A 25,368-nucleotide genomic window follows, 5' to 3' on the forward strand; every position below is an offset into this window, starting at 1 on the left:
ACTGAGGTTTCCGTGCGCCGTTTAGCCGCTGCCCGAACGTCTTTAGCAGCCCTTGCAGGGCTCGGCCTGATGCTTACGGCGTGCAGCCCGCAGCCCGAAGCGACGCCCGAATCGACACCCGAAGCTGCAGTCGGCATCAACGTGGTGGCATCCACCAACGTTTACGGGGACATCGCCACAACTATTGGCGGAGACAAAGTCAGCGTTACGGCCATCATCACCAAGACGAGCCAGGACCCGCATTCCTACGAAGCCACAGCCCAGGACCGGTTGGCCGTGTCCAAGGCGGACCTCGTCATCCAAAATGGCGGCGGATACGACGACTTCCTCCATACCCTGGCGGAGGACAACAACCTGGACGCAGGCAAGGTGCTGAACGCCGTCGAGCTTTCCGGCCTGGCACACCCCGAGGAAGAGGCTTCGGGCGAGGCAACCCCGGCGGATTCGCCGGCAGGGGATGAGCACGCCCACGATCACGGTGAGTTGAACGAGCACGTCTGGTACAACCTTGCGGCCATGGGACAACTGGCCGATGGCGTTGCCGCCAAGCTTGGTGAGCTGGAGCCTGCCTCCGCCACTACCTTCGAATCGAACGCTGCTGCCTTCAAGTCCGGGCTCGAGGAACTGGGCGGAAAACTTGAAGGGCTGAAGGCCGGTGGGGCAGTCGCGCAGGTTGCCGTGACCGAGCCGGTGCCGGTGTACCTGCTCGAAGCTGCAGGCCTGGAGAACGCTACGCCTGAGGACTACACTGCTGCGATTGAGGAAGGCTCCGACGTTCCGCCGGCCGTTCTCAAGGCCGCAACCGATCTGGTGTCCTCCAAATCCGTCCGGTTCCTTGCCTACAACGGGCAGACCGAAGGTCCGCAGACAGAAGCGCTGAAGAAGGCCGCCGAAGCGGCAGGCGTTCCGGTGGTCGATTTCAGTGAAACTCTGCCGGAGGGCAAGACCTACCTGCAGTGGATGACGGACAATGTGAACAACGTCAGCAAAGTTCTGGAGAAAAATAGTTGAAACCCGTGGTCAGCCTCACCGGGGCGTCCCTCACTTTCGGTAAGCGGACGCTCTGGGAGGATCTGGACCTGGACATCAGGCCCGGCGAGTTCTTTGCCGTGCTTGGCCCCAACGGCAGCGGCAAAACCAGCTTCCTGAAAGTCCTGCTGGGCCTCCAGGACCTGCACCGGGGCAAGGCCACGCTGGGTGGGCATCCGGTGGAGCGCGGCAGCAGCCTGATTGGCTACATCCCGCAGCAAAAGTCTTTCGCCCGCGATACGCCCATGCGGGCCCGGGACCTGGTAGGCCTCGGGGTTGACGGGCACCGCTGGGGGCTCCGCCTGTCCCCGGCCAAGGCCAACCGCAGGATTGATGAGCTCCTTGAACTGGTGGGGGCGACGGAGTACGCCAAGGTTCCGGTGGGCCAACTCTCCGGCGGCGAGCAGCAGCGGCTCCGTGTGGCCCAGGCACTCGCCACCGACCCCAAGGTCCTGCTGTGTGACGAACCGCTGCTCTCCCTTGACCTGCACCACCAGCAGGCGGTCAGCGCACTGATCAACAAACAATGCCACGAGCAGAACAGTGCAGTGGTGTTCGTTACCCACGAGATCAACCCCGTGATCGACTACGTGGACCGGGTGCTTTACCTGGCCGGCGGGCGCTTCAAGGTGGGCACTCCGGAGGAAGTTATGACCACGGAGGTCCTCTCTGACCTCTACGGCAGCCATGTTGAGGTGATCCACGCCAACGGGCGCATCGTGGTGGTGGGCCTGCCGGATGCCACCACTCATCATCACGCGGAGGCCCATGCCCTTGCCGGAGAGGTGGCCTGATGGACGCCGACAGCATTCTTGGTGCGATCTTCAGCTTCGAGAACTACGGCGAGTTGCTGGTCCTGGTCCAGAACTCGATTTGGGCAGGAGCCGTCCTGGGCCTGCTCGGCGGGCTGGTGGGGACGTTTGTCATGAAGCGCGACCTGGCGTTCGCCGTGCACGGAATTTCCGAACTGTCCTTCGCCGGAGCCGCCTTTGCCCTGCTGATCGGGGCTGACATCGTTTTTGGTTCGCTGATCGGCTCTGTGGCCGCAGCGCTGCTCCTGGGCCTGATGGGGGTCAGGGCCAGGGACAAGAACTCCATCATCGGCGTGATCATGCCCTTCGGGCTGGGCCTCGGGATCCTGTTCCTGTCGTTGTATGAGGGGCGCGCCGCCAACAAGTTCGGACTTTTGACCGGGCAGATCGTTTCAGTTGATACCGTGCAGCTTCAGGCCCTGGCCGGAACCGCGGTGGTGGTGATGGTGGTCCTGGGGGCTATCTGGCGGCCTCTGAACTTTGCCAGCGTGGATCCCGAACTGGCCGAGGCCCGCGGCGTCCCTGTCCGGACGCTCGCCATCGTTTTTATGGTCCTGCTGGGAATCAGCGTGGCTCTTTCCATTCAGGTGGTGGGAGCCCTGCTGGTGCTCGCACTCCTGATCACGCCGGCTGCCGCCGCCCTCCGGGTGACTTCCTCTCCCGTGGCAGTGGTAGTGCTCAGCGTGGTGTTCGCCATGACGGCGACCGTCGGCGGAATCCTGCTGGCACTGGGCGGCCGCATTCCCATCAGCCCCTACGTCACCACGTTGTCGTTCCTGATCTATGTGGTGTGCCGCGTCATCGGTTCCGTCCGGGCTTCCCGGGGCATCAACGGGCGGGTACTGCAGACGCACTGATCGTGCAGGCGCCCTTGCCGCGTCAAGCGACGGGGCCAGCACCAGGGACAGCTCCCGACGCTGGCCTTTTCCTAGAGCTTGCCGGCGGCCCTGAGGGCCGTGCAGTCCGGGCACAACCCGAAGATCTCCACCGTGTGCGCTACCTCGGTGTAGCCGTGTTCGCTGGCCGTGCGGGCTGCCCACGTTTCCACGGCCGGCGCTTCCACCTCAACGGCTTTGCCGCAGTTCCGGCACAGGAGGTGGTGGTGGTGGCCGGTGACGGCACAGCGGCGGTAAACCGCTTCGCCGTCGCCATTGCGCAGCACGTCCACCAGTCCCTCGTCGGCAAGCGACTGGAGGATCCGGTAGGCAGTGGCGAGCGACACCGAGACGCCCTGGTTCTGCAGGATGCGGTAGAGCTCCTGCGTGCTCACGAAGTCGTCCAGTTCATCAAGGGCGGCACTGACGGCCAGCCGCTGCTTGGTGACGCGCTGTTCCTTGCCGGCAGCGGGGCCGCCGGAAGCACCGGCAGGACCGGCTGCGGTCCGTGTGCCGCCGCCTGAGGCTGGTGCCGAAGCGGGCTTGGTGGAATCAGCCTTGGTGCCGAACGGCATGGATGGACTCGCTTCCCTCAGGATGGTGGCAAAGATCAAGATTACCAGCCGGAGCTTCGTGGACAGGGGTTCGTGCCGGACCCTAGGCTGGCGCTATGAAGCTGACCAAATACACCCACGCCTGCGTCCGGCTTGAGAAGGACAACCGGATTCTGGTGCTCGATCCCGGGACGTTGTCGGAATCGACTGAGGCGCTGCCGGGTGCCGAAGCAGTGCTGGTCACGCACGAACATGGCGACCACATTGACGTTCCCGCAGTAGTGGCTGCATTGAAGGGCAACGGGGACTTGGCAGTTTTTGCCCCGGCGGGTGTCGCTGACAACCTGCGCAAGGAGGCTCCCGAAGCTGCAGCCCGCATCAACACCGTGGACCCCGGGTCATCGTTTGAAGCGGCAGGCTTTGAGGTCCGCAGCTTCGGCGGACAGCACGCCTTGATCCATCCGCAGATCCCCGTCGTGGCCAACGTGGGTTACCTCCTGGACGGGAATGTGTACCACCCGGGTGATTCGTTTGTTATTCCCGACGGCATCAGCGTGCAAACACTGCTGGTTCCCCTCCATGCACCATGGAGCAAGGCTGCGGAGGTGGTGGACTTCGTGATCGGCGTCCGCGCGCCCCGCGCTTTCCAGATCCATGACGGACTGCTCAATGACACCGGCCTGAAAATCGTGGAGGGCCATGTCAAGAGGCTCGGGGCAAAGTACGGCACGGAGTATCAGCACCTGGCCGCACGGGAGTCCGTGGAAGTCTAAACCCCTTCGCCGTTCCAGTGGCCGGTGTCGAAAAACCGCCGGATCACCGCTTCATATGGCGTAGGGTCCAAGTCGTGGGAGGCCAACCAGTCCGGGTGGTAGTAGTTCCCTGCATAGCGTTCGCCGCCGTCGCACATCAGCGAGACGATGCTGCCCTTCCGGCCTTCCGCGATCATTCCGGCGATGAGTTGCCAGACGCCCCAGAGGTTGGTGCCGGTGGAGGGACCGGCGTGGAGTCCGGCCAGCGTGTGCAGGTGACGCATGGCAGCGACCGATGCGGCGTCCGGAACCTGGATCATGTGGTCGATCACCGATGGCACAAAGCTGGGCTCCATCCTGGGCCGGCCGATGCCCTCGATCCGGGACGGCAGGCCGGTAGCGGGTCCCGAGGTGTTGCCGCGCCAACCCGGGTAGAAGGCTGAGTTCTCCGGGTCCACCACCAGCAGGCGGGTGGGATGGCTGTGGTAACGGAGGTACCTCCCGATGGTTGCGCTGGTTCCGCCCGTCCCCGCACCCACCACAATCCAGTCCGGGATGGGATGTTCCTCCAGTTCGAGCTGGCCGAAAATGGATTCCGCGATGTTGTTGTTCCCGCGCCAGTCCGTTGCCCGCTCTGCGAAGGTGAACTGGTCCATGTAGTGCCCGCCGCAGGTGGCGGCGACTTCCTCCGCCGTCGCATAGACCTCGGAGGCATGGTCCACCAGGAGGCAGGCGCCGCCGAACTGCTCGATCAGCGCAATTTTTTCAGCGCTTGTGGTGCGTGCCATGACGGCGATGAACGGCAGACCCAGGAGCTGGGCAAAATAGGCTTCGGACACCGCCGTGCTGCCGCTGGAGGCCTCAACAATGGTGGTGTCCTCCCTGATCCAGCCGTTGACCAGCCCGAACAGGAACAGGGAGCGCGCCAGCCGGTGCTTGAGGGAGCCGGTACGGTGCGTGGACTCATCCTTCAAATAGAGCTGTACACCCCAGTGCTCCGGGAGGGGCACCGAGTAGAGGTGGGTATCGGCGGAGCGGTTGTTTTCTGCCGTGATTTTCCTGATGGCTTCGTCCGCCCAGTCCCGGCCCGCGGTGCGCTCAATCTTCACCGCACCAGCCTACCCGCGGCCACCGGAGCTGCCGTTAGAGTGGGAGCGTTGCTGCCCACCGGAAGGAGCACAATGAATCCGCTCATGGATGTTTCGGCGCTGGAAAAGCGCCTGGCCAGCGGCCAGCGCACGGTGCTGCTGGACGTGCGCTGGGCGCTGGGGGACCCGCACGGCCACGACCACTACCTGCAGGGGCACCTGCCAGGTGCCGTCTTCGTTGACCTGGCCGCCGAACTTGCAGACCCTGCAGCTCCCGAGCGGGGACGGCACCCGCTGCCGTCTCCCGGCGCCCTGCAGGAAGCGGCGAGGCGTTGGGGTATCACCACGGGCGATGTTGTGGTGGCCTACGACGACAGCGCCACCATGGCGGCTGCCCGGGCATGGTGGATGCTCCGGAACGCCGGCCTTCCCGATGTTTACCTGCTCGACGGCGGCCTGGCAGCATGGCGTGCAGCCGGCTTGCCGATCGACCGGGGCGAGGTCAGGGCCAGCCCCGGTAACGTCACCCTGGCGGACGGACAGATGCCGGTGCTGGACGCAGCCGACGTGAGCGCCTGGCTGGAGACTGGGCTCCTTGCGGATGGTCCCGCTTCGGACAGAATTCTTCTCGACGCGAGGGCCGGAGAACGGTACCGCGGCGAATTTGAGCCTGTTGATCCCCGGGCCGGCCACATCCCTGGTGCCGTCAGTGCTCCCACCTCCGCAAATGTGGACGGCGCCGGCCGGTTCCTGCCTCCCGCCGAGCTGCGCCGGCGCTTCGAATCGCTGGGCATCACCGACGACGCCCGGGTGGGCGTCTACTGCGGCTCCGGGGTCACGGCCGCCCATCAGGTGGCAGCCCTTGAACGCGCCGGATTCCGTGCTGCCCTCTATCCCGGGTCCTTCTCGGAGTGGTCAAGCAATGCCAACCTGCCTGTGGTGACGGGACCCGAACCCATGGGTGGCGGCGGGCCGGCTGAGTGGAAACATGGCGGCGGCGAAGGGTAGCGTCGCACTATGACTCCTGGACGCCCCGTGCCGCCGCCCCTCGCCAAACCTGTCACCCCGAAACCTGCCACTCCTGAACCGGCTGCCTCTGGGATTATTGCCTCCGACGGCGTCTTGGCCGCCGCTTACGGTGCGACGTCACCGGACAGCGGGCTGGTTCCGCTGACCCTTGCCCGGCGCACTCCCGGGACAGACGACATCGAAATTGCCATCGAGTTTTGCGGGCTGTGCCATTCTGATGTCCAAGCGGTGCGCGGTGAGTGGGGTGGCCAGAGCTGGCCGCTCGTGCCCGGCCACGAGATCGTGGGCACTGTCAGCCGCATCGGTTCAGCCGTCACCGACTTCGCGCCCGGCGACCGGGTAGGTGTTGGCTGCATGGTGGATTCCTGCCGCGAGTGCGAAAGCTGCCTGGACGGGCTGGAACAGTACTGCGAAAAAGGGATGACCGCCACGTACGGTGCTGTGGACCGGCGGAACGGCGGTTCCCTGACGCAGGGCGGCTATTCCTCCTCAGTAGTGGTGGACCGCCGCTACGTCCTTCGCGTGCCGGAATCCCTGGATCCCGCCGCCGTCGCACCGTTGCTGTGCGCAGGGGTCACGACGTTTTCGCCCCTGCGGCATTTCGACGTCGAAGAAGGCGATGTGGTGGGTGTGGTGGGGCTGGGCGGACTTGGCCACATGGCCGTCAAGCTTGCCAAAGCAATGGGAGCCAAGGTGGTGGTGTTCACCACGTCCGAGTCCAAGGTGCCGGCCGCCCTTGAACTGGGCGCCGACGACGTAGTTCTGTCCCGCGATGAGGCAGCGATGAATGCCGCCAACCGCACCATCGACCTGATCATCGACACCGTCGCAGCCCCGCACGACCTGAACCCGCTGTTCCGCACCCTGCGCGTTGACGGTGCACTCTTCCAGCTCGGCCTTCCGTCCGAAGCAATGCCGCCCGTGAACCCGCGGGCGCTGATCCGGCGCCGGATAGCCTATGCCGGTTCCTTGATCGGAGGCATTGCCGAAACCCAGGAAATGCTGGACTTCTGCGCAGAGCACGGCGTGGTTGCCGACATTGAAGTTGTCCGGGTTGACCAGCTGAATGACGCCTACGACCGGATGGTTGCCGGCGATGTGAAATACCGGTTTGTGCTGGACACCAGCACGCTGCAGGCACCCGCCAAGGAGGCAGACGCATGAGCACACTCTTCACCAGGATCCTGAACGGGGAAATTCCCGGCCGCTTTGTCTGGCGTGAAGACGACGTGGCGGCGTTCCTCACCACAGGACCGCTGGCCGACGGACACACCCTGGTGGTCCCCACCGAGGAAGTGGACCGCTGGACGGATGCTTCCCCGGAGACCCTGGCGAGGGTCATGGAGGTGGCCCGGCGGATCGGAGCCGTCCAGGTGGACACCTTCGGCGCGGCACGGGCCGGGCTGATTGTGGCAGGTTATGAAATCAACCACCTCCACGTGCACGTATGGCCTTCAAGGAGCATGGCGGACTTCAACTTCGCCTCGGCAGACCAGGATCCGGATCCAAAGGTCCTGGACGCCAATGCCGAGAAACTGCGGGACGGCCTCCGGGCGGCCGGGTACGGCGCGTTCGTCCCGGCCTGACGGTTCCCGCTTGCCCGTTCCCGGTCCAGGCATTGCGCCTAGGCCGGGGCCAGCGCCTTGTTGAGCACGGCGCGGATCCGCTTTTCGGATACCGAATAGGCCGTTCCGAGTTCGACGGCGAAGAGGCTCACCCGGAGCTCTTCGATCATCCAGCGGACCTGGGCCAGCTCACCGCCGGCCCGCCGTCCGGGAAGCAGGGCGGAAACGGCGTCGTCGTAATCATCCTCGAGCCGCTGCACCACCGCCATGCTAAGGGCATCGCGCTGGACGTTGCCCGGGAGGCGCTCCAGCCGCTTTTCAATGGCAGCCAGGTACCTGGGGAGCTGGCTGAGCTGGGCATAGCCGGTACGCGCCACAAACCCCGGGTACACCAAGTGCTCCAGTTGGCTCTTGACGTCGTTGAGCGCGCTGATGAGTGCGAGGCTGGTGGTGCCCTTGAGCTGCTTCTCAATCCGCCGGGTACTGGCAAGGATGCGCTCCACCACGGCGGTCACGCTGAAAACGGTATCGATCAGCTCGGCCCGGACCACTTCATACAGCGCATCGAAGGACTGCCGGTCCCAAGGCAATTCCGCCGGGGTGAGTTTGTCGATGGCTGCCAGCGCGCAGTCGGCAATCAGGGCTGCGACCGAGCCGTGCGGGTTCTGGCTGAATGTCAGCTTCTCGCTGTTGCTCAGGTGCTCCAGCACGTACCGGTCCGGAGCGGGAACGCGCAGCGCCAGCAGCCTGATCACACCGCCGCGCATGGCGTCCTGCTGCTCGTCCGGGGTCTGGAAAACCCGGAGTGCCACCGACTTGCCCTGGTCAACCAACGCCGGATAACCGGTGACGGTGTGGCCTTTGACCATGCTGCTGACCTGGCGCTGGATGGTGCCAAAGCTCCACTCCGTTAAGCCTTCCTGCTCCCGGAATCCGGCGGGGCCGGAGCCAGCCGGGACCTGGGCGGGCGCCTGCACCCGGGAATTCCCGCCGTCGCCGGACGTGCCCCCCGTACGCGCTGCCTTGCCGCGCGGGGCGGTAGAGGCAGGCGTGGCACCGAGAGATTCGGCAATGGCCCGCCGGGTGGCGGGCGCAAGCTGTTCCTGCAGGGCCGCGAGGTCCTTGCCCTCGTCCAGCACCTTGCCTTTGCTGTCCACCACCTTGAAGGTCACGCGAAGGTGCGGGGGCACCGCGTCCCAGTTCCACGAACCGGGCGGGATGATGCTTCCGCGGATGCGGCGGAGCGCAAGTTCGAGGGACGGTTCAAGTTCGTCGGAGGTCGGGTCGAAATCGGACTCCAGCACCGCCACTGCCTGCCGGGCTACGTCCGGGGCAGGAACAAAGTTCTTGCGGATCTGCTTGGGCAGGGACTTGATCAGGGCGGTCACCAGTTCCACGCGCTGGCCAGGGATCAGCCAGCGGAATGCCTTGTCGTCCAGCTGATTCAGGAAAAGGACCGGCACTTCGGCAGTGACGCCGTCGTTCGGGTTGGGCGGCGAGCCGGGAGCAACCGGGTGGAATTCGTAGGTCAGCGGCAGTTCAAAGCCCTTGTGCAGCCAGGTCTTCGGGTAGGCGGATTCGTCGAGGTCGTCGGCGTCATCGCTGAGGAGGAGTGACTTGTCATAGTCCAGGAGGTCCGGGTTCTGCTGCCGGGCGTCCTTCCACCATTTATCAAAGTGCCGTTCGGACACAACGTCCGGCCCCACCCGGGCGTCGTAGAACTCAAACAGCGTCTCGTCGTCCACCAGGAGGTCCCGGCGCCGCATCCTGGCTTCGAGTTCCTCAACCTCCTGCAGGAGGGCACGGTTGCGGTGGAAGAACTTGTGGTGGGTTTTCCAGTCGCCCTCCACCAACGCGTGCCTGATAAAGAGTTCCCGGGCGACCACCGGGTCCACCCTGCCGTAGTTGATCCTGCGCTGGGCGATGATGGGCACGCCGTAAAGAGTGACCTTTTCGTAGGCCATCACTGCGCCCTGGCGCGTGGACCAGTGGGGTTCGCTGTAACTGCGCTTGACCAGGTCCGGGGCCACCTGCTCTGCCCAGGCGGGATCGAATTTCGCTGCAACCCTGGCCCAGAGCCGGCTGGTTTCCACCAGCTCCGCCGCCATCACGAAGGTGGGCGACTTCTTGAACAACGCGGAACCGGGGAAGATCGCGAAGCGGCTGCCCCTGGCCCCGGCGTACTCACGCTTGCGTTCATCCAGGATTCCGATGTGGCTCAGAAGCCCGGACAGGAGGCTGATGTGGATGCCGTCATGGTTGCCTGCCGGATCGGCCAAGCGTTTATTGTCCAGGCTGATACCCAGGGGCCGGGCAAGCTGGCGCAGCTGGGCAAACAGATCCTGCCACTCGCGCACCCGGAGGTAGTTGATGAACTCGGCCCGGCACAGGCGGCGGAAAGCCGACGACGACAGCTCCTGCTGCTTCTCCTGGATGTAGTTCCACAGGTTCAGGAAGCCGGTGAAGTCCGAGTTCTCGTCCTTGAACCGGTTGTGCTTTTCCGCCGCGAGCTGCTGCTTGTCCGTAGGGCGCTCGCGGGGGTCCTGGATGGTGAGGGCTGCTGCCAGGATCATGACTTCGCGGACGCAGCCGCGTTTCCCCGCTTCCACAATCATCCGGCCCAGCCGGGGATCCACCGGGAGTTGGGCGAGCTTTTGCCCGACGGCGGTGAGGCCGCCGCCGCTTTTCGCACCGCCCGTGCCGTTCTGGGGCTGAGCGGCAGCCAGGGCGCCGAGTTCGCGGAGCAGCGTGACGCCGTCGTTGATTGCCCGCGTTTCGGGGGGTTCCACGAAGGGGAAGTTCTCGACGTCCTTCGGCCCCCGCGCCACGCCCATGGCCGTCATTTGCAGGATGACGGCGGCGAGGTTCGTGCGGAGGATTTCGGGATCGGTGAAGCGGGGCCGCGACTCGAAGTCCTCCTCCGAGTAAAGGCGGATGGCGATGCCGTCGGACACGCGGCCGCACCGGCCGGAACGCTGGTTGGCCGATGCCTGCGAGACGCGCTCGATGGGGAGCCGCTGGACCTTGGTCCGGTGGGAGTACCGGGAGATGCGCGCTGTGCCGGTGTCGATCACGTATTTGATCCCCGGGACTGTCAGCGACGTCTCTGCCACGTTGGTGGCGAGCACGATGCGGCGTTTGTTGCCGGGGTGGAACACCTTGTGCTGCTCCTGCAGGCTCAGGCGTGCGAACAGGGGGAGGATTTCAGTTCCGGCCAACCTTCTATTGGACTGGATCCGGGCCTGGAGGGCGTCGGCAGCATCGCGGATCTCGCGTTCGCCGGAAAAAAATACGAGGATGTCGCCGGGGGCTTCGGCAGCGAGTTCATCCACCGCGTCACAGACGGCGTCGAGCGGGTCGCGGTCTTCCTCGAGCTCGTCGTCGGACGCGTTCTCTTCATCTGCTCCGGCAGGTGGCTGCGACAGTGGGCGGTACCGGATTTCCACCGGGTACGTCCGCCCCGAGACCTCAATGATGGGGGCGGGCACGTGCGGACTTCCGAAGTGGTTGGCGAACCGTTCCGGATCGATGGTGGCGGAGGTGATGATCACCTTCAGGTCTGGCCGCTGCGGCAGGATCCGCTTGAGGTAGCCAAGGATGAAGTCGATGTTGAGGCTGCGCTCATGGGCTTCGTCGATGATGATTGCGTTGTACTTGCGCAGCAGCTTGTCGCGCTGGATTTCCGCCAGCAGGATGCCGTCGGTCATCAGCTTGACCTTGGTATTCCGGCTGACCTCGCCGGTGAAGCGGACCTGGAAGCCGACCTCCTGGCCGATGTCCACGCCCAGTTCCTCAGCGATGCGCTCCGCAACCGTGCGGGCTGCAAGCCGGCGCGGCTGGGTGTGGCCGATCAGGCCGTTTTCGCCCAGGCCGAGCTCAAGGCACATCTTGGGAATCTGGGTGGTCTTACCGGAGCCGGTCTCGCCGGCGATGATGGTGACCTGGTTTGCTGCGATGGCGGCCATCAGGTCTTCGCGGCGCTCGGAGACCGGGAGCTCGGCAGGATAGGTGATGTGAAGTGTCATGGCTGCTGAACAGTCTACTGCGGGAGCCCGGGCTTCCCGCTTTCGACTGGTTGCAGCCCTACCCGGTGCTTGGGTGGTTGAGGCTAGAAAATGCGCAGCGTGTAGTTGGTGCTGGGAAGGTCCAGGGCGGACCATGCTTCGTGCGATTCGACGGGAGGCGTATGCCCCCGGCCATCACGCAGGAGGGCCGACACAGTGGCGGCAAATACGAGGAGCAGCAGGACGATGAGGGCGGTTGTGAGGATTTCCATGCCTTCATGCTTCTCCTCTCCGTCAGCAAGAAAAAGTGGCAGAAATGCCCAAAAAGCTAAAATTCCTGCCACAATGAAAGCATGCTGAAATCAGTAGCCGTCATCGTGGTTTCCAACTTCTCCATGTTCGAATTCGGCACTGCCTGCGAAGTGTTCGGCATCGACAGGTCCGGGCGGGGGAGCGGCGTCCCGGCCTTTGACTTCCGCGTCTGTACGCCGCTCCCGGGCGACGTCCCGCTCAAGTCCGGCCTGTCCATGAACGTCAGCCTTGGGTTGGAAGCCGCCGCTGATGCCGACCTGGTAATCATGGCCCCCTATGGCAGGGATGATGACTTGCCGGAGTCTGTACTCGAGGCGCTTCGGGCGGCGGATGCAAGGGGAGCGTGGGTCATGTCCATCTGCTCAGGAGCTTTCGCCCTCGCCAGGGCCGGCCTGCTGGATGACCGCCGCTGCACCACGCACTGGCACTATTCGGGCCAGTTGGCGGCCGAATACCCCCGGGTGCAAGTCGACGAAAATGTCCTGTATGTGCAGGACGGCAACATCATCTCCTCAGCCGGTACGGCCGCCGGGATCGATGCCTGCCTGCACCTGGTGCGCGTGGAACTCGGAGCGCATGTGGCCGCCGCGATTGCCCGCGACATGGTGGTTCCCCCACACCGTGACGGCGGCCAGGCGCAGTTTATTGACCGGCCCATGCCCACGTGCGGCTCGGCTCCGATGGAGGAACTCCTCCGCTGGATGGTGCAGCATCTGGACCGTGAGCACACTGTGGGCGAACTTGCTGCCAGGGTGCACATGTCCGCGAGGACGTTCGCGCGGAAGTTCCGGTCGGAAACAGGTGCAACGCCGGCGGCCTGGCTCAATTCACAGCGGGTGCTCCGCGCCCAGGAACTCTTGGAGTCCACCGACCTGAACATCGACGAGATCGCGCGTGAGTCCGGATTTGGGCACCCGGTGCTGCTGCGGCACCATTTTGCGAAAGTCCTGGACACCAGCCCGCAGTCCTACCGCCGGGCCTTCCGCGGACAGTTGGCAGAGGTGGGTTAGCGCGCTCTATCCATCCCGGCGCTGCGCGGCGCGTAACTCTTCCGCGGCCGCGCGGGTGCTGTCCACCAGCACCCGCCAGGGACCGGTGACTGCTTGCTCCGGCAGGGCTGCACGGTGCTGACCCGCACGGATGGAGTAGATGAACCGATCCGGCTGGGCTCCTGAGTATTCCGCCGCGGCGGCTCGCGGTGTCCTGGGTACGGCGTCCCAAGGGCATGCTTCGACGAGGGGCTGCCATTGATTTCTGGCCTTCTCGGACTCGGCATTTACCGTCCAAACCCGAGTCATCGCCGCGATGCCGCCGGTGCGCTCCACACTGATCTTCATGGCCTGGTTCCTGGCTGGTTCGAGCCTGGTGGCCCGAAGTCCGGCAGCCAGGCGACCCGTTAAAGCTTGACCTTCACAGTTTCCCACGCGTTCCGCACGGCGTCATGCTCTTTTGAATCAGAACCGAAAAGCTCCGCAGCGGTAGCCGCCGTGGCGCGGGCAAATACTGTGAACGTTGCGCCAGTGGGCAAATCACCGCCGGTGAGTGTCTCGTACCAGATGCGTCCCGGGGAGTCCCAAGCGTTCCCGCCCAACTCTTCCGCTACCAGGTAGAAGGCCCGGTTGGGGATCCCTGAATTGATGTGGACACCACCATTGTCGGCGCTGGTTCTTACATAAGAGTCCATGGAATCCGGCTGGGGATCCTTGCCCAGCACGTCATCGTCGTATGCGGTTCCCGGGGCTTTCATGGAGCGCAGGGCGCGCCCCTCGACCTCGGGCGTAAAAAGACCTTCGCCAATGAGCCAGCTGGCCTCTGCCGTCGACTGGTTCTTCACGTACTGCTCCACGAGGGCACCGAAAACGTCCGACATGGACTCGTTGATGGCTCCGGCCTGGTTCCGGTACACCAGCGCGGCCGAGTACTGGGTTACCCCGTGGGCAAGCTCGTGACCGATGACGCTGATGGACCTGGTGAACCGCTCGAAGACCTCCCCGTCGCCGTCGCCAAAGACCATCTGCGTCCCGTCCCAAAACGCGTTGTCGTAGAGCTTGCCGAAATGCACCGTGGCGTTCAACGGCAGCCCCCGGCCGTCGATCGAGTTCCGTCCGAAGACATCGGCGTAGAGGCGATGGGTGTGGCCCAGGCCGTCATAGGCCTCATCCGTTGCAGGATCCCCTGTGGCGGACTCGCCCTCCTTTCGCACGAGTTTGCCCGGAAGTACCTCCGCACCGCCGGCGTCGAAAACCGAGCGGTTTGATGGTCCTGGTTTAGCCTGACGCACTCCCGCGGGGACATCAGGAGCTGCCTGGGTGCGGGCAGCGTGGACCGAGCGGACGTGCCCCAGGGCCTCTTTTGCTGCCCTCGCTGCTGCAGAAAACTCAGGAGCGTCCTGCCTGGCCAGCCGCCTCAACAGGTAGGGCGGAATGATGGAACAGAACGGAACGTGCATGGCGTACCCCCTCAACTTGGTGAATTCAGACTACGAGGGGGCACTGACAAAGCGGCGCAGGCGCACGTCGCTCTTGGTGAAACGAACAATGTCAGACCCCCTGGCCATGATGGAGCTATGGAAACGAACGCGGCAGTGGTGCAGGCGGAGGAAGCTGTTGTGGCTGCTGTCGCTGCGTTTGCTGCGGTGCTCGCTGGCGGTGATGCGGCTGTTTCCGGCGGTGCTGTTTCCAGTGCGGGTGGAGGGTCTGAGGCCCGGGGTGTGCCTGGGGCGGCGGCGGGATTGGATGATGATCCATTGCAGCGGGTTGCTGATGGGGCTTTGGATGTCCTTGCAGCGGTGGCGCGGTCGGAAGCGAAACTGGCGGCCCTGAAGGTGCAGGCGGTGGCGGTGTTCGCCGGGGCCACGAAAGCGCTGAACGCTCCGGCGCGGTCGCCGTATGAGGCGACGGCGCAGGACCGGAGCCTGGTCGCCGAGCTGGGGTGTGTCCTGGCGGTCGGTGACCGGACCGCCGGTGCCCTGCTCGCCGAGTCCCATGCCCTGACCATGTCCCTGCCCCGGACCCTGGCGGCTTTGCGGGCCGGGACGATTTCCTGGGCGCACGCCCGGGCCATGGTGGACCAGACCGTGAGCCTTGACGGTAACGGGGCCGCTGCTTTGGAGGCGCACTTCCTGGACCCGGCTGCACCTAACGGTGCCCGGGGGTGTCCGGTTGGGGAGCTGCCGGCGTACCGGTTCAAAACCAAGGCCAGGACCTGGCGGGAGCGCCATCACCCGGAGAGCCTGGAGGCCCGGCATGCCAAAAGTGTGGCGGACCGAAGGGTCGAATTCTGGCGGGACACTGACGGGATGGGCTGGGTGGCCGCGTGCCTGCCCGCGGACCAGGCCTCCGCGATCTGGGACCAGCTCACCGCGGCAGCGCGGGGTATGCAAGGCCCGGAAGAGCCCCGCACTCTCACGCAGTTGCGGGCCGACAACTTCGCTGCAGCGCTCCTCAACACCAGGGTCAGTGCCGGCGGCACTGCAGACACCGGTGGTGCTGTTGCTGGCGGCGCTGGTGCCGACGGCAACGACGAGGCCGGTCCCGGGCCGGGCTCGTCAATTCGGGCGCAGGTCATGGTCACCGTGCCGGTCTTCTCCCTCATGAACCTCACTGACGAACCCGCGATGCTCGACGGGTCCGGCCCGATCCCCGCCTCAATCGCACGTCATCTGGTCGCTGACGGTGCCGGCTCGTTTTACCGGCTGCTGGTCGATCCGCGGGACGGTGCGCCGCTGGAGATCGGCCGGACCAGCTACCGGCTAACCAAAGCCATGCGGAACTGGCTGCGGCTCCGGGACGGCAAATGTCCGTTCCCTGGCTGCAGCAACAACTCCCTCGACAACGAAGCCGACCACCTCCTCGCCTGGCACCAAGGCGGCACCACCGGCATCAGCAACCTCGGCCAACCCTGCCCCAAGCACCACAAACTCCACCACACCGCCGGCTGGAAACCAACACCGGCCACCACAAACGAACCACCCGGCTGGACCTCACCCACCGGCCGGCACTACAAAAGCGAACACCCGGATTGGGAACCACCACACTGGCCGGAGTCTGTCGCGTCAGCAAAGCTCACGGTGCCTGATGACCTTTCGGGTGGCTGGCCTCCGCCCGCCGAACTTTCCCAAGGCTGGCCTCCGCCCGCCGAACACTCGCAGGTCTTGCCCTCGCCCGATGACCTGTCTGCTGAGAACCAAATCAGGCACGGGGAGCTGCCGGAAGACACCTTTGCCGACTGGTTCCTGCCCGGATACAGGCCGCCGAAGGACCCTCTACCGGAAGAGATCTGGTGGGCGATGGCCTCCGAGGCGAGCGCTGCCATGGGGTAATGACGGGTCAGTAATGGAGCAAGCCCTCACTCTTGGCACCGCACGGTGGCGGCGTCAGCATTTCTAATGAGCAGCCGGCCCGAGGCATGAGGCGGCCATGAACACTTGGAGCAGCAGCACCGGAAAGGAACTTTTTCCGGGCAAAGAAAAGCACCCCGGTCAGTGGACCGGGGTGCTTCTCTTTGATGGTGCCCTCGATAGGATTCGAACCTACGACCTTCTGCTCCGGAGGCAGACGCTCTATCCCCTGAGCTACGAGGGCAATCCGGGGATTCCCGCCGTTGCTGGCGGGACGTCCTAGAGCTTAGCAGGAAGGTGGCCTGCAAGGGAAAATCGCCACTCCATTGCTCACCTGAACGGTAGTCAGGGCCCCAAAATCAGTAGCCGGAGAACGAGTCCACGTGAACCCGCCTGGCCCCGGCCTCCCGTGCCGCGCGACGCAGCGAAGCGACACTGGCAGGTGAGCCCGAGATGAAAACCTCGCGCTCTGCAATGTCGGGAATGACCGCACTGAGAGCTTCGCCGTCCACCCTGGCAGCATCGGCCGGGAAGGCACTTATATGTGACGGCGGTTGGGAGCCATCGGAGATGCGGGCCACCACTCGAACTCCGGCATCCTTCACTTCTTCCGCGTAGGCAATCTCGTCGGCGCTCCTGGCCAGCAGCAGGAGCACCGCGTCGCGATCCCGTAATCCGCCGGAGGAGATGTGTGAAAGGAAAGGCGTGATGCCGATTCCTGCAGCGATCAGCAGCACCGGCTTGCGCGGGTCGCGCGGGAGTACAAAGTCGCCTCCAACGGAGGTGGCCGTCAGTTCATCGCCCGGATTCAGCGAAAGAAGGACCTTCTTGGCTGCGGACACGGGCTCAGCAGTCCGCACGCCGAACTTCACCAGGCGGTCAGCCGGGGCGCCCGTCAAACTGAACACCCGGCGTCGTCCTTTACCGTCCGTTTTCGCGTGCGGAAGGTCCAGCTCCATGTATTGCCCCGGCAGAAAGCGGACAGGCCGGGAGGGCTCGAAGGAAAATTCCGTGGTGCTGGGCGTCAGAGGCCTGGTTCCGTTGAATCTCAGCTTCACACCGCCCCGCTGGCCGACCATAAAGGCCAGAAGATTACCGAGCAGCAGCGCGGCCTCAGGCGAGTTCGCGAGGAAGCCGAAGTTGTAGGGGACCGCGAACACCACGCCCACCACGGCCGCGAGGGCCAGTTGCTGCCACCTTCGCGGCGGCAGTGTCAGCGGCTCGGTGAGCATGAACCCTACAAAGAACAGCAACGGCCGCTGCGCCAATGACTGCCACAAGGCCATCCCAACGGACATGCCCGACTGGAGGAGTTCCGCCGTGATGATGGCGCAGGCGACGATGAGGAAGACCCAGGCCATCTGGAACTTGCGCGTACGGTACAGGACCAGGAGTATGCCGGGCACCAGCAGCAAAAGCATGGCAGGGGTAGCCGCCCACCAGGTGGCAATGTTGAGCCCGGTCAGCCCAACCACGAAAGCTCCCGCAGCGGCCGGGTTGAAGATGTGGCGCCCGCGCCACGCGAGCGCATACTTTGATGCCGACGCCAGGATGCAGGCCAACGCCACGCCGGCCAGATCCATCGGCGCGAAGGAAGGCCAGAACAGGAAGTACAACAGGAGGCCGGTGATGAGCGAGGACTCTGTGTGGGCCCGCACGTGGAAAATGGCCGCCAATGCCCTGTTTGACGCATAGGTCAGGCCAAGGCACAGCACAAGGTGCGCCAGCATTTCGGGAATACCAAAGGTGAGCCAGCCCAGGGCATCGAGCAGAAGGCTGTAAGCGGCGAGTGCCGCAAGGACCAGGAGGATGAGCCGGTACATGGTGAACCGGCCAAGCGCGGTATCCAGCCGTGCGGCCACGGAGGGGGCCGGCCTGGCTTTCGGAGTTTCCACAGGGCTCATGTGAACAGTCTCCCTTCAAACTCCGCGGAGTGGGCCGCGCTCCCGTCCGAAAATACGGTCAGCCAGGAGAAATCGAACTCTTGCTCCAACCGGGCCCCCGGGGCGAAGAAGAGCGCAGTGGCCAGGGCATCGGCCAACATGGCACTGTCCGCCAGGACCCAGGTGGCGACGGCGGTCCTCACTGGCTGCCCGGTTGTTCCATCCAGCACATGATGCAGGCCGTCGCCCCAGGCCCGGCGGTTGGACGCCGAGGCACAAAGCGCCTGCCCCGCGAGGGGAACGATTCCGATTGCCTGGGCCGGATTGTAAGGATGCTCCAAAGCGACCTGGGTGGATCGTGGGCCCCTTGCCAGCAGGTCCCCGCTGCCGTCAATAACGAAGGAATCAATTCCTTCAGCGTCCAGTTCGTCGGCCAGCAGATCAACCAGCAGGCCCTTGCCTGCTGCCCCGATGTCCAGGACCACGGGCGACGTGGTGGTGATGGTGGTTCCCGCCCAGTCAAGGACCTGGTCCCACTGAGGTGCCGGCACCGGGGATCCTGAAGGCCTGAGGGAGTATTCGGCGTCGTACCCCAGCCGTTCCAGGGACGCGCCGATCAGCGGGGTCATGGCCCCATCCGTCAACCGGTAAAGCGACCTGTACAGCACCCCAAGCCGGCGGGCTTCGTCCGGGAACCCATACCGCCCGGGCTCCCGTGCCATGCTGCTGACGCGGGAGTCGGATCGGAAACGGGACCAGTCGGCGTCGAACTTTTCCACGCGGTCAAGGAGGCGCTTCCGGATGGTCCCGGCAAGCGGAAGAGGCGTGGAGACTTCCCAATGCGTGCCGATTCCCTCGAACGCAAAGCCCTCCCAGTCCGCGTCCGGCACCGTCTACTGCGCCTCCGACTTAATCTGTTCCACGGCCTGGTTGAATCCGCCGCTGGTCAGGGAGGAACCCGCGACCTTCGAGACGTTGAGCTCATCGATGTTCTTGCCCACCACCTGCCCGGCGATACCGCTGGCGAACTCACCCTGGAACTTCCGCGTGTTCGGGTTGGAGGGATGCTGGGTGATGTTGACGTCCGTCACCTTCCCCCCGGCAAGGGTAAGTTCAACCCCTACTGTTTCGGTGCCGTTGGGGGAGACGTAGTTTCCGTCAGCGCTGTAGGTGCCGTCCTTGTACGTGGAGCCGCTGGTGGCCAGCGGCGATGCTCCCGCAGATGGCGCGGCGGCGGAAGTTTCCGCATTGTTGCCAGCGGGGGCAGCAGGCGTGGTTTCAGTGGCGGACGGCGCGCAGCCGGCCACTGTTCCGGCGAGGGAAAGGCCGGCGATTCCGGCGAAAACACTCTTGCGGAGTGACGGTCTCATAGAAAGGCTCTCATTTCGGTTAAGTGTTCGGGACGGTGCTTACGGTGGTGTCAACGATGAACCCAGCGTATTGGTTCAACTTGTAGCTGCCTTGTGGATTTCCTGTGGAACAGCTGTGGCGCCGGAAACAGTCCCAATTCTTTTGCTGTCACTGGCCCCCGGTAGGCTAGAGGGGTGACTCCCGAAGAACTCTCCCTCGCCATATCCGCCTGCCTGAAAGACGCCGTCGACGCCGGCGAGATTGCCCTTTCGGCATCAGCAGTGCCAGACGAGGTACGCGTGGAGCGGCCCAAGAACCGGGACCACGGCGACTGGGCCACCAACATCGCCCTGCAGCTGGCCAAGCAGGCCGGCACCAACCCCCGTGAGTTCGCCACAGTCCTGAGTGCCCGGCTGAAGTCTATCGACGGCGTCTCCGCCGTGGACATTGCCGGGCCAGGGTTCCTGAACATCACCGTCGATGCAGCAACGGCCGGTGCCCTCGCCAAGGTGATCGTCGAAGCCGGACAGCAGTACGGGACCAACACCGCGCTCGCGGGCCACACCGTCAACATGGAATTCGTATCCGCCAACCCCACGGGCCCCCTGCACATCGGGCACACCCGCTGGGCTGCCCTGGGTGATTCGATTGCCCGCGTGCTGCGCGCTTCCGGCGCCACCGTCACCGCTGAGTACTACATCAACGACGCCGGCTCCCAGATGAACGTCTTCGCCAACTCGGTGTACTCGCGGCTGCACGGCCTGCCTGTGCCTGACGGCGGCTACCCCGGCCAGTACATCGCCGACCTGGGCCACGAGGTCCTGATGGAGCACCCGGACATCCGCGAACTGACCGAAGTTGCTGCCCTTCCGGTCATCCGCGCCGCCGCCTACAAGGCACAGATGAAGGACATCAAAGCCACGCTCGCGGACTTCGGTGTCGAGTTTGACGTGTTTTTCTCCGAGCAGGAACTGCACGACGCCGGCGCGATTGAAAGTGCCGTTGCCCGCCTTCGCGAGCAGGGCCACGTGTTCGACGACGGCGGTGCTGTCTGGCTGCGGACCACCGACTTCGGCGACGACAAGGACCGGGTGATGATCCGCGCCAACGGCGAGCCCACCTACTTCGCAGCGGATGCCGCCTACTACCTCTCAAAGAAGGACCGCGGCTTCACCGAAAAAATCTACCTGCTGGGCGCGGACCACCACGGCTACATCAACCGGCTCAAGGCCATCGCCGCCTGTGCCGGGGACGATCCCGAGGTGAACATCGAGGTACTGATCGGCCAGTTGGTATCAGTCAACGGCGCCAAGCTGTCCAAGCGCGCAGGCAACATCATCGAGCTGAAGGACCTGATCGACTGGCTCGGCAAGGATGCAGTCCGCTACTCCCTGGCACGGTTTCCGGCAGATTCCCCCCTGACCCTGGACCCGGAACTGCTAAAGAAACACAGCAACGAGAACCCGGTGTTCTACGTGCAGTACGCCCACGCCCGGTCCCGCGGTGCCGCCCGTAACGCTGTCGACGCCGGCGTGGAGCGCCGCGTAGACGGCAAAGACAGTTTCGACGCCTCGCTCCTGGACCACGCCACAGAGAACGAGCTGCTCTCGTACCTGGGCAGCTACCCGTCCATCGTCGCGAAAGCCGCGGAACTGCGTGAACCGCACCGCGTGGCACGGCACCTCGAGACCATCGCCGGCGCCTACCACCGCTGGTACGACGCCTGCCGCATCGCCCCGATGGGCGACGAGGCGGTAACCGACGTCAACCGCACCCGCCTTTGGCTCAACGACGCCACCAGCCAGGTGCTGGCCAACGGGCTGGACCTGCTCGGCGTTTCCGCACCGGAACGGATGTGATCTGCATGAACGAGGCAAACACCAGCGCGGTCTCGCCGCTGGCCCCGGAATGGCTCGCCGTTCCGGAGGACCTGAACGCCCTGACCCCTTCTATGTGGGCCAAGGACGTGTCCCGGACCAGTCCGGGGGAGCTGGCCATCGACGGCATTCCTGTCGCCGAGCTGAAGGAACAGTTCGGCACGCCCCTGTTCGTGATGAGCGAGGCGGATTTCCGTTCCCGTGCGCGGGGGTTTAAAGACGCGTTCGACGACGCGTTTGCGGACATCTGCGGGGGAGTGGACGTCTACTACGCCGGCAAGTCCTTCCTCTGCACGGCAGTGGCAACCTGGGTGGCTGAGGAAGGCCTTCGGCTGGACACCTGCTCCGGCGGCGAACTCGCCGTAGCTGCCCGCGCAGGAATCGCCGGCGCCCATCTGGGCCTGCACGGCAACAACAAGTCGGATGCCGAGCTCCGCCGTGCCCTCGACATGCAGGTGGGCCGCATCGTGGTGGACAGCCTCGACGAGCTGGACCGCGTCGCCAAGATCGCCTCCGCACGGGGCGAAACCGCAAAGGTCATGCTCCGGCTGACGCCGGGCGTCCACGCACACACCCACGAGTTCATCGCCACCGCGCACGAGGACCAGAAGTTCGGGCTCTCCATGGCCGGGGACACCACAGATGAAGCAGGCCTTTCAGCTGCTGAAGAGGCCGTTGCCGCCGCGACGGCGTACCACAGCATCGAACTGCTCGGGCTGCACTGCCACATCGGCTCGCAGATCTTCGAACCGGACGGCTTCGCGTTGGCCGCTGAAAAGCTCCTGACCTTCCTTGACGCCATGCAGCGCAAATACGCCATCGTTCTTCCGGAGCTGGACCTCGGCGGGGGCTACGGCATTGCCTATACCCCGGTGGACACCCCGCGGCCGCCGGCCGAGATCGCCCAGGCGATGGCCGCCGTCGTGCGTTCCACCTGCGCAAAGCTCGGCATCGACTCGCCGCGCATCTCGATCGAGCCGGGACGGGCCATCGTTGGCAGCACCACCTTCACGCTGTACGAGGTGGGAACACTCAAGACCGTTCGCGTTGACGCGCCGGACGCGGTTCAAGCCAGTGGAGCGGGTGAAAACGTTACGTATCCGCGCCGCTATGTGTCGGTGGACGGCGGTATGAGCGACAACGCCCGCCCGGTGCTCTACGACGCGGATTATTCGGCTGTGGTCGCCTCCCGCACGTCTGCCGCCGCTCCTCAGCTGTCCCGCGTGGTGGGCAAACATTGCGAGAGCGGCGACATAGTTGTTAGAGATGTATATCTGCCCGAGGACGTGGCAGCCGGTGATCTGCTTGCTGTACCGGGGACCGGCGCCTACTGCTGGGCCTTGTCAAGCAACTACAACTATCTGGCCCGGCCGGGCGTTGTCGCGGTGCGCGACGGATCTGCCCGGCTGATTGTCCGCGGGGAAACCGAAGAAGATTTGCTGAACCGCGACATGGGAGTCTGAATGACTGAATTGCGAACCCTGAAAGTGGCCCTGCTGGGCTGTGGCAACGTTGGGGCCCAGGTTGCGCGGATTCTCATCGAGGACGCCGACACCCTTGCCGCGCGGACCGGCGCGAAGTTGGAGTTGAGCGGCATCGCCGTGCGCAACGTCCACACGAAGCGCGATGTGGAACTTCCGCAGGAACTTTTCACCACCGACGCGGACACCCTGGTCAAGGACGCGGACCTCGTGATCGAGCTGATGGGCGGCATTGAACCTGCCCGAACGCTGATCCTGTCGGCCCTTCGCAACGGTGCCTGCGTTGTCAGCGGGAACAAGGCGCTGCTGGCACAGGACGGCCCCATCCTTCATGAAGAAGCTGACAAGGCGGGCGTACAGCTCTCCTACGAGGCCGCCGTCGCCGGAGCCATTCCCATCCTGCGCCCCATCCGCGACAGCCTCGCCGGTGACCGCATCACCCGCGTCCTGGGCATTGTCAACGGCACCACTAACTTCATCCTTGACCAGATGGACAGCACCGGTGCCCAGTTTGCCGACGCCCTCGCGGAAGCACAGCGGCTCGGCTACGCGGAGGCGGACCCCACCGCCGACGTCGAAGGCCACGACGCTGCCGCGAAGGCTGCCATCCTTGCCTCCCTGTCGTTCCACACCAGGTTTGCACTGGAGAACGTCCACTGCGAAGGGATCAGCTCCGTCACCGCGTCTGACATTGCTGCCGCCAAGGACGCCGGCTTTGTCATCAAGCTGCTGGCCATTGCGGAAAAGCTCACCGCCGCGGGCACGGACCCAGCCGGCGGCGACGGCGTCTCCGTGCGCGTGCACCCGACGCTGCTTCCCCGCGAGCACCCGCTGGCTGCCGTTCACGGCGCCTTCAATGCCGTGTTCATTGAAGCCGAGAATGCCGGCGAACTGATGTTCTACGGCCAGGGAGCCGGCGGCACCCCCACCGCCTCCGCCGTCCTGGGTGACCTGGTGTCGGCCGCGCGCAGCCTGGTCCTCGGCGGCCCCGGCCGCACGGAAACCACCACAGACCAGGTTCCGGCGCTGCCCGTCGACGCTGCCGTCACCAGTTACTACATCGGGCTGGACGTCGCTGACCAGCCCGGCGTCCTGGCCAGGATCGCCCAGCTCTTTGCGGAGCACGGCGTCTCCATCGAAATCATGCGGCAGACCATCCACCGCGACGCTGAGTCCAACGTGGAGTCGGCCGAGCTGCGGATCGTCACCCACCGCGCGTCAGAGGCTGCCCTTGCAGCCACCGTTGAGGCCGTGAAGGGCCTGGACGTCATCAATTCAGTTACATCCGTTCTGCGGGTAGAAGGAGTCTAAGTGGCTCACCAATGGCGCGGCGTTATCCGCGAATACGCTGACCGTCTGCCCGTGACGGAATCCACCAGGGTGATCACCCTGGGCGAGGGCGGCACCCCGCTGGTGCACGCGCAGAAGCTCTCCGAGCTCACCGGCTCCCAGGTGTACCTCAAGGTGGAGGGCATGAACCCCACCGGCTCGTTCAAGGACCGCGGCATGACCATGGCCATGACGGCCGCCGTCGCATCCGGTGCCCAGGCCGTGGTGTGCGCCTCCACCGGCAACACCTCCGCTTCTGCCGCTGCCTACGCCACGGCCGCCGGCCTGAAGTGTGCCGTCCTGGTGCCTGAGGGCAAGATTTCCATGGGCAAGCTCAGCCAGGCCATCGCCCACGGTGCCACGCTGCTCCAGGTTGACGGCAACTTCGACAACTGCCTCGATATCGCACGGAAGCTGGGAGAGTCCTACCCGGTCTTCCTGGTCAACTCGGTCAACCCTGCGCGTATCCAGGGACAGAAGACCGGTGCGTTCGAGATCGTTGACGCACTGGGCGACGCTCCGGACATCCATGTCCTGCCGGTTGGCAACGCCGGAAACATTACGGCCTACTGGAAGGGCTACAAGGAGTACTCCGCTCCGTTCGAGTCCGAAACCGCTGGCACGCTTCCCGCCGTCTCCACCAAAACGCCTGCCATGTGGGGCTTCCAGGCAGCGGGGGCGGCACCCTTCGTCGCCGGCCACCCCATCACCGAGCCGGACACTATCGCCACGGCCATCCGGATCGGCAACCCTGCATCCTGGGACGGTGCCATTGGCGCACGTGATGAATCCGGCGGGCTTATTGACGCCGTCACCGATGAGGAAATCCTCAACGCCCACCGCTGGCTGTCCTCCCGCGAAGGTGTCTTTGTTGAACCCGGTTCCGCCGCCGGCGTGGCCGGCCTGCTCAAGAAGCACGCCGCAGGCGACGTTCCCGTTGGCAAGACCATTGTCATCACCGTCACCGGCCATGGCCTGAAGGATCCCCAGTGGGCCCTCCGCACGGAGGACGGCAGCGACGTCCAGCCGGTGAAGGTGTCCAACGACGTAGTTACTGTTGCCGCCGAGCTGGGACTGGAAGAAAAGTAA

At 64.9% G+C, this 25,368-nt stretch carries 22 protein-coding genes and 1 tRNA gene; 13 read left to right on the plus strand and 10 right to left on the minus strand.

Annotated elements, in window-relative coordinates:
* Positions 1 to 12 precede the first annotated feature (12 nt).
* Genes M1D32_RS07630 through M1D32_RS07640 form a run of 3 tightly spaced genes read left to right on the plus strand, consistent with a single transcriptional unit; the run spans position 13 to position 2,698 of the window.
* Complete coding sequence (locus M1D32_RS07630; RefSeq protein ID WP_458781658.1) at positions 13 to 1,011, plus strand: metal ABC transporter solute-binding protein, Zn/Mn family; 999 nt, start codon at positions 13 to 15, stop codon at positions 1,009 to 1,011.
* Positions 1,008 to 1,823 (plus strand): metal ABC transporter ATP-binding protein, encoded by an 816-nt coding sequence (locus M1D32_RS07635; protein WP_458781659.1) that lies wholly within the window; start codon positions 1,008 to 1,010, stop codon positions 1,821 to 1,823. The genes M1D32_RS07630 and M1D32_RS07635 overlap by 4 nt, the downstream gene beginning before the upstream one ends.
* Positions 1,823 to 2,698, plus strand: coding sequence for a metal ABC transporter permease (locus tag M1D32_RS07640; protein ID WP_458781660.1), 876 nt, complete (start codon positions 1,823 to 1,825; stop codon positions 2,696 to 2,698). Before M1D32_RS07635 ends, M1D32_RS07640 begins: the two co-directional genes overlap by 1 nt.
* Positions 2,699 to 2,769: 71 nt before the next feature.
* Here M1D32_RS07640 and M1D32_RS07645 read toward each other — a convergent pair whose 3' ends face one another.
* Complete coding sequence (locus tag M1D32_RS07645; RefSeq protein WP_458782129.1) at positions 2,770 to 3,291, minus strand: Fur family transcriptional regulator; 522 nt, start codon at positions 3,289 to 3,291, stop codon at positions 2,770 to 2,772.
* A 95-nt stretch (positions 3,292 to 3,386) separates the two neighbouring features.
* On the opposite strand from M1D32_RS07645, the gene M1D32_RS07650 reads away from it, so the two are divergent.
* The gene (locus tag M1D32_RS07650) at positions 3,387 to 4,043 is read left to right on the plus strand and encodes an MBL fold metallo-hydrolase (RefSeq protein ID WP_458781661.1); all 657 of its coding nucleotides are present in this window, start codon (positions 3,387 to 3,389) and stop codon (positions 4,041 to 4,043) included.
* Here M1D32_RS07650 and M1D32_RS07655 read toward each other — a convergent pair.
* Positions 4,040 to 5,131, minus strand: a complete 1,092-nt coding sequence (locus M1D32_RS07655; protein WP_458781662.1) for a PLP-dependent cysteine synthase family protein — start codon at positions 5,129 to 5,131, stop codon at positions 4,040 to 4,042. The two genes, M1D32_RS07650 and M1D32_RS07655, sit on opposite strands and share 4 nt — an antisense overlap.
* Before the next feature lie 72 nt (positions 5,132 to 5,203).
* Here M1D32_RS07655 and M1D32_RS07660 point away from each other — a divergent pair, with 72 nt between their 5' ends.
* The 3 genes from M1D32_RS07660 to M1D32_RS07670 are packed head-to-tail and all read left to right on the plus strand — an operon-like array spanning position 5,204 to position 7,725.
* On the plus strand, positions 5,204 to 6,118 hold the full coding sequence (locus M1D32_RS07660) for a sulfurtransferase (protein ID WP_458781663.1): 915 nt from the start codon (positions 5,204 to 5,206) through the stop codon (positions 6,116 to 6,118).
* A gap of 9 nt (positions 6,119 to 6,127) precedes the next feature.
* Positions 6,128 to 7,303, plus strand: coding sequence for an NAD(P)-dependent alcohol dehydrogenase (locus M1D32_RS07665; protein WP_458781664.1), 1,176 nt, complete (start codon positions 6,128 to 6,130; stop codon positions 7,301 to 7,303).
* Positions 7,300 to 7,725, plus strand: a complete 426-nt coding sequence (locus M1D32_RS07670) for an HIT family protein (protein WP_458781665.1) — start codon at positions 7,300 to 7,302, stop codon at positions 7,723 to 7,725. Before M1D32_RS07665 ends, M1D32_RS07670 begins: the two co-directional genes overlap by 4 nt.
* Positions 7,726 to 7,763: 38 nt before the next feature.
* Here the strand turns inward: M1D32_RS07670 and hrpA are convergent, their stop codons facing one another.
* Entirely contained in the window at positions 7,764 to 11,729 is a 3,966-nt protein-coding gene (gene hrpA / locus M1D32_RS07675) for an ATP-dependent RNA helicase HrpA (RefSeq protein WP_458781666.1), read from the minus strand.
* Between the two features lie 83 nt (positions 11,730 to 11,812).
* Positions 11,813 to 11,980 (minus strand): hypothetical protein, encoded by a 168-nt coding sequence (locus tag M1D32_RS07680; RefSeq protein ID WP_205484217.1) that lies wholly within the window; start codon positions 11,978 to 11,980, stop codon positions 11,813 to 11,815.
* An 81-nt stretch (positions 11,981 to 12,061) separates the two neighbouring features.
* Between M1D32_RS07680 and M1D32_RS07685 the strand changes: the two genes are divergently transcribed.
* Positions 12,062 to 13,030, plus strand: a complete 969-nt coding sequence (locus tag M1D32_RS07685) for a GlxA family transcriptional regulator (protein WP_458781667.1) — start codon at positions 12,062 to 12,064, stop codon at positions 13,028 to 13,030.
* Positions 13,031 to 13,036: 6 nt separating this feature from the next.
* Here the strand turns inward: M1D32_RS07685 and M1D32_RS07690 are convergent, their stop codons facing one another.
* Together M1D32_RS07690 and M1D32_RS07695 are read right to left on the minus strand one after the other, a co-directional pair.
* Entirely contained in the window at positions 13,037 to 13,357 is a 321-nt protein-coding gene (locus tag M1D32_RS07690; protein ID WP_458781668.1) for a protealysin inhibitor emfourin, read from the minus strand.
* Between the two features lie 59 nt (positions 13,358 to 13,416).
* A complete protein-coding gene (locus M1D32_RS07695) occupies positions 13,417 to 14,469 on the minus strand; it encodes a M4 family metallopeptidase (RefSeq protein ID WP_458781669.1) in 1,053 nt (350 codons plus the stop codon).
* Positions 14,470 to 14,586: 117 nt separating this feature from the next.
* Between M1D32_RS07695 and M1D32_RS07700 the strand changes: the two genes are divergently transcribed.
* Positions 14,587 to 16,341 carry an HNH endonuclease signature motif containing protein gene (locus tag M1D32_RS07700; protein ID WP_458781670.1) on the plus strand — a complete coding sequence of 585 codons (1,755 nt, stop codon included), beginning with the start codon at positions 14,587 to 14,589 and terminating at the stop codon, positions 16,339 to 16,341.
* Positions 16,342 to 16,527: 186 nt separating this feature from the next.
* Here the strand turns inward: M1D32_RS07700 and M1D32_RS07705 are convergent.
* From M1D32_RS07705 to M1D32_RS07720, 4 genes are all read right to left on the minus strand, one after another.
* A tRNA-Arg gene (locus M1D32_RS07705) sits at positions 16,528 to 16,603 on the minus strand.
* Positions 16,604 to 16,718: 115 nt separating this feature from the next.
* Positions 16,719 to 18,263, minus strand: a complete 1,545-nt coding sequence (locus M1D32_RS07710) for a ferredoxin--NADP reductase (protein WP_458781671.1) — start codon at positions 18,261 to 18,263, stop codon at positions 16,719 to 16,721.
* Entirely contained in the window at positions 18,260 to 19,132 is an 873-nt protein-coding gene (locus M1D32_RS07715; RefSeq protein ID WP_458781672.1) for an FAD:protein FMN transferase, read from the minus strand. Before M1D32_RS07715 ends, M1D32_RS07710 begins: the two co-directional genes overlap by 4 nt.
* 3 nt (positions 19,133 to 19,135) lie before the next feature.
* Entirely contained in the window at positions 19,136 to 19,612 is a 477-nt protein-coding gene (locus M1D32_RS07720) for an FMN-binding protein (protein ID WP_458781673.1), read from the minus strand.
* 174 nt (positions 19,613 to 19,786) lie between these two features.
* On the opposite strand from M1D32_RS07720, the gene argS reads away from it, so the two are divergent.
* The 4 genes from argS to thrC are packed head-to-tail and all read left to right on the plus strand — an operon-like array spanning position 19,787 to position 25,368.
* Positions 19,787 to 21,451, plus strand: coding sequence for an arginine--tRNA ligase (gene argS / locus M1D32_RS07725; protein WP_458781674.1), 1,665 nt, complete (start codon positions 19,787 to 19,789; stop codon positions 21,449 to 21,451).
* A gap of 5 nt (positions 21,452 to 21,456) precedes the next feature.
* Entirely contained in the window at positions 21,457 to 22,932 is a 1,476-nt protein-coding gene (gene lysA, locus M1D32_RS07730; RefSeq protein WP_458781675.1) for a diaminopimelate decarboxylase, read from the plus strand.
* Complete coding sequence (locus M1D32_RS07735) at positions 22,933 to 24,261, plus strand: homoserine dehydrogenase (protein WP_458781676.1); 1,329 nt, start codon at positions 22,933 to 22,935, stop codon at positions 24,259 to 24,261.
* Positions 24,262 to 25,368 (plus strand): threonine synthase, encoded by a 1,107-nt coding sequence (thrC, locus tag M1D32_RS07740; RefSeq protein WP_458781677.1) that lies wholly within the window; start codon positions 24,262 to 24,264, stop codon positions 25,366 to 25,368.

The organism is Arthrobacter sp. D3-16 (assembly GCF_054408515.1).

Bases quoted from the DNA above. Each gene is read 5' to 3' on its own strand.
- M1D32_RS07640 (WP_458781660.1), top strand. From the start codon at position 1,823: ATGGACGCCGACAGCATTCTTGGTGCGATCTTCAGCTTCGAGAACTAC.
- M1D32_RS07645 (WP_458782129.1), bottom strand. From the start codon at position 3,291: ATGCCGTTCGGCACCAAGGCTGATTCCACCAAGCCCGCTTCGGCACCA.
- M1D32_RS07650 (WP_458781661.1), top strand. From the start codon at position 3,387: ATGAAGCTGACCAAATACACCCACGCCTGCGTCCGGCTTGAGAAGGAC.
- M1D32_RS07660 (WP_458781663.1), top strand. From the start codon at position 5,204: ATGAATCCGCTCATGGATGTTTCGGCGCTGGAAAAGCGCCTGGCCAGC.
- M1D32_RS07665 (WP_458781664.1), top strand. From the start codon at position 6,128: ATGACTCCTGGACGCCCCGTGCCGCCGCCCCTCGCCAAACCTGTCACC.
- M1D32_RS07670 (WP_458781665.1), top strand. From the start codon at position 7,300: ATGAGCACACTCTTCACCAGGATCCTGAACGGGGAAATTCCCGGCCGC.
- hrpA (WP_458781666.1), bottom strand. From the start codon at position 11,729: ATGACACTTCACATCACCTATCCTGCCGAGCTCCCGGTCTCCGAGCGC.
- M1D32_RS07680 (WP_205484217.1), bottom strand. From the start codon at position 11,980: ATGGAAATCCTCACAACCGCCCTCATCGTCCTGCTGCTCCTCGTATTT.
- M1D32_RS07685 (WP_458781667.1), top strand. From the start codon at position 12,062: ATGCTGAAATCAGTAGCCGTCATCGTGGTTTCCAACTTCTCCATGTTC.
- M1D32_RS07690 (WP_458781668.1), bottom strand. From the start codon at position 13,357: ATGAAGATCAGTGTGGAGCGCACCGGCGGCATCGCGGCGATGACTCGG.
- M1D32_RS07695 (WP_458781669.1), bottom strand. From the start codon at position 14,469: ATGCACGTTCCGTTCTGTTCCATCATTCCGCCCTACCTGTTGAGGCGG.
- M1D32_RS07700 (WP_458781670.1), top strand. From the start codon at position 14,587: ATGGAAACGAACGCGGCAGTGGTGCAGGCGGAGGAAGCTGTTGTGGCT.
- M1D32_RS07710 (WP_458781671.1), bottom strand. From the start codon at position 18,263: ATGAGCCCTGTGGAAACTCCGAAAGCCAGGCCGGCCCCCTCCGTGGCC.
- M1D32_RS07720 (WP_458781673.1), bottom strand. From the start codon at position 19,612: ATGAGACCGTCACTCCGCAAGAGTGTTTTCGCCGGAATCGCCGGCCTT.
- lysA (WP_458781675.1), top strand. From the start codon at position 21,457: ATGAACGAGGCAAACACCAGCGCGGTCTCGCCGCTGGCCCCGGAATGG.
- M1D32_RS07735 (WP_458781676.1), top strand. From the start codon at position 22,933: ATGACTGAATTGCGAACCCTGAAAGTGGCCCTGCTGGGCTGTGGCAAC.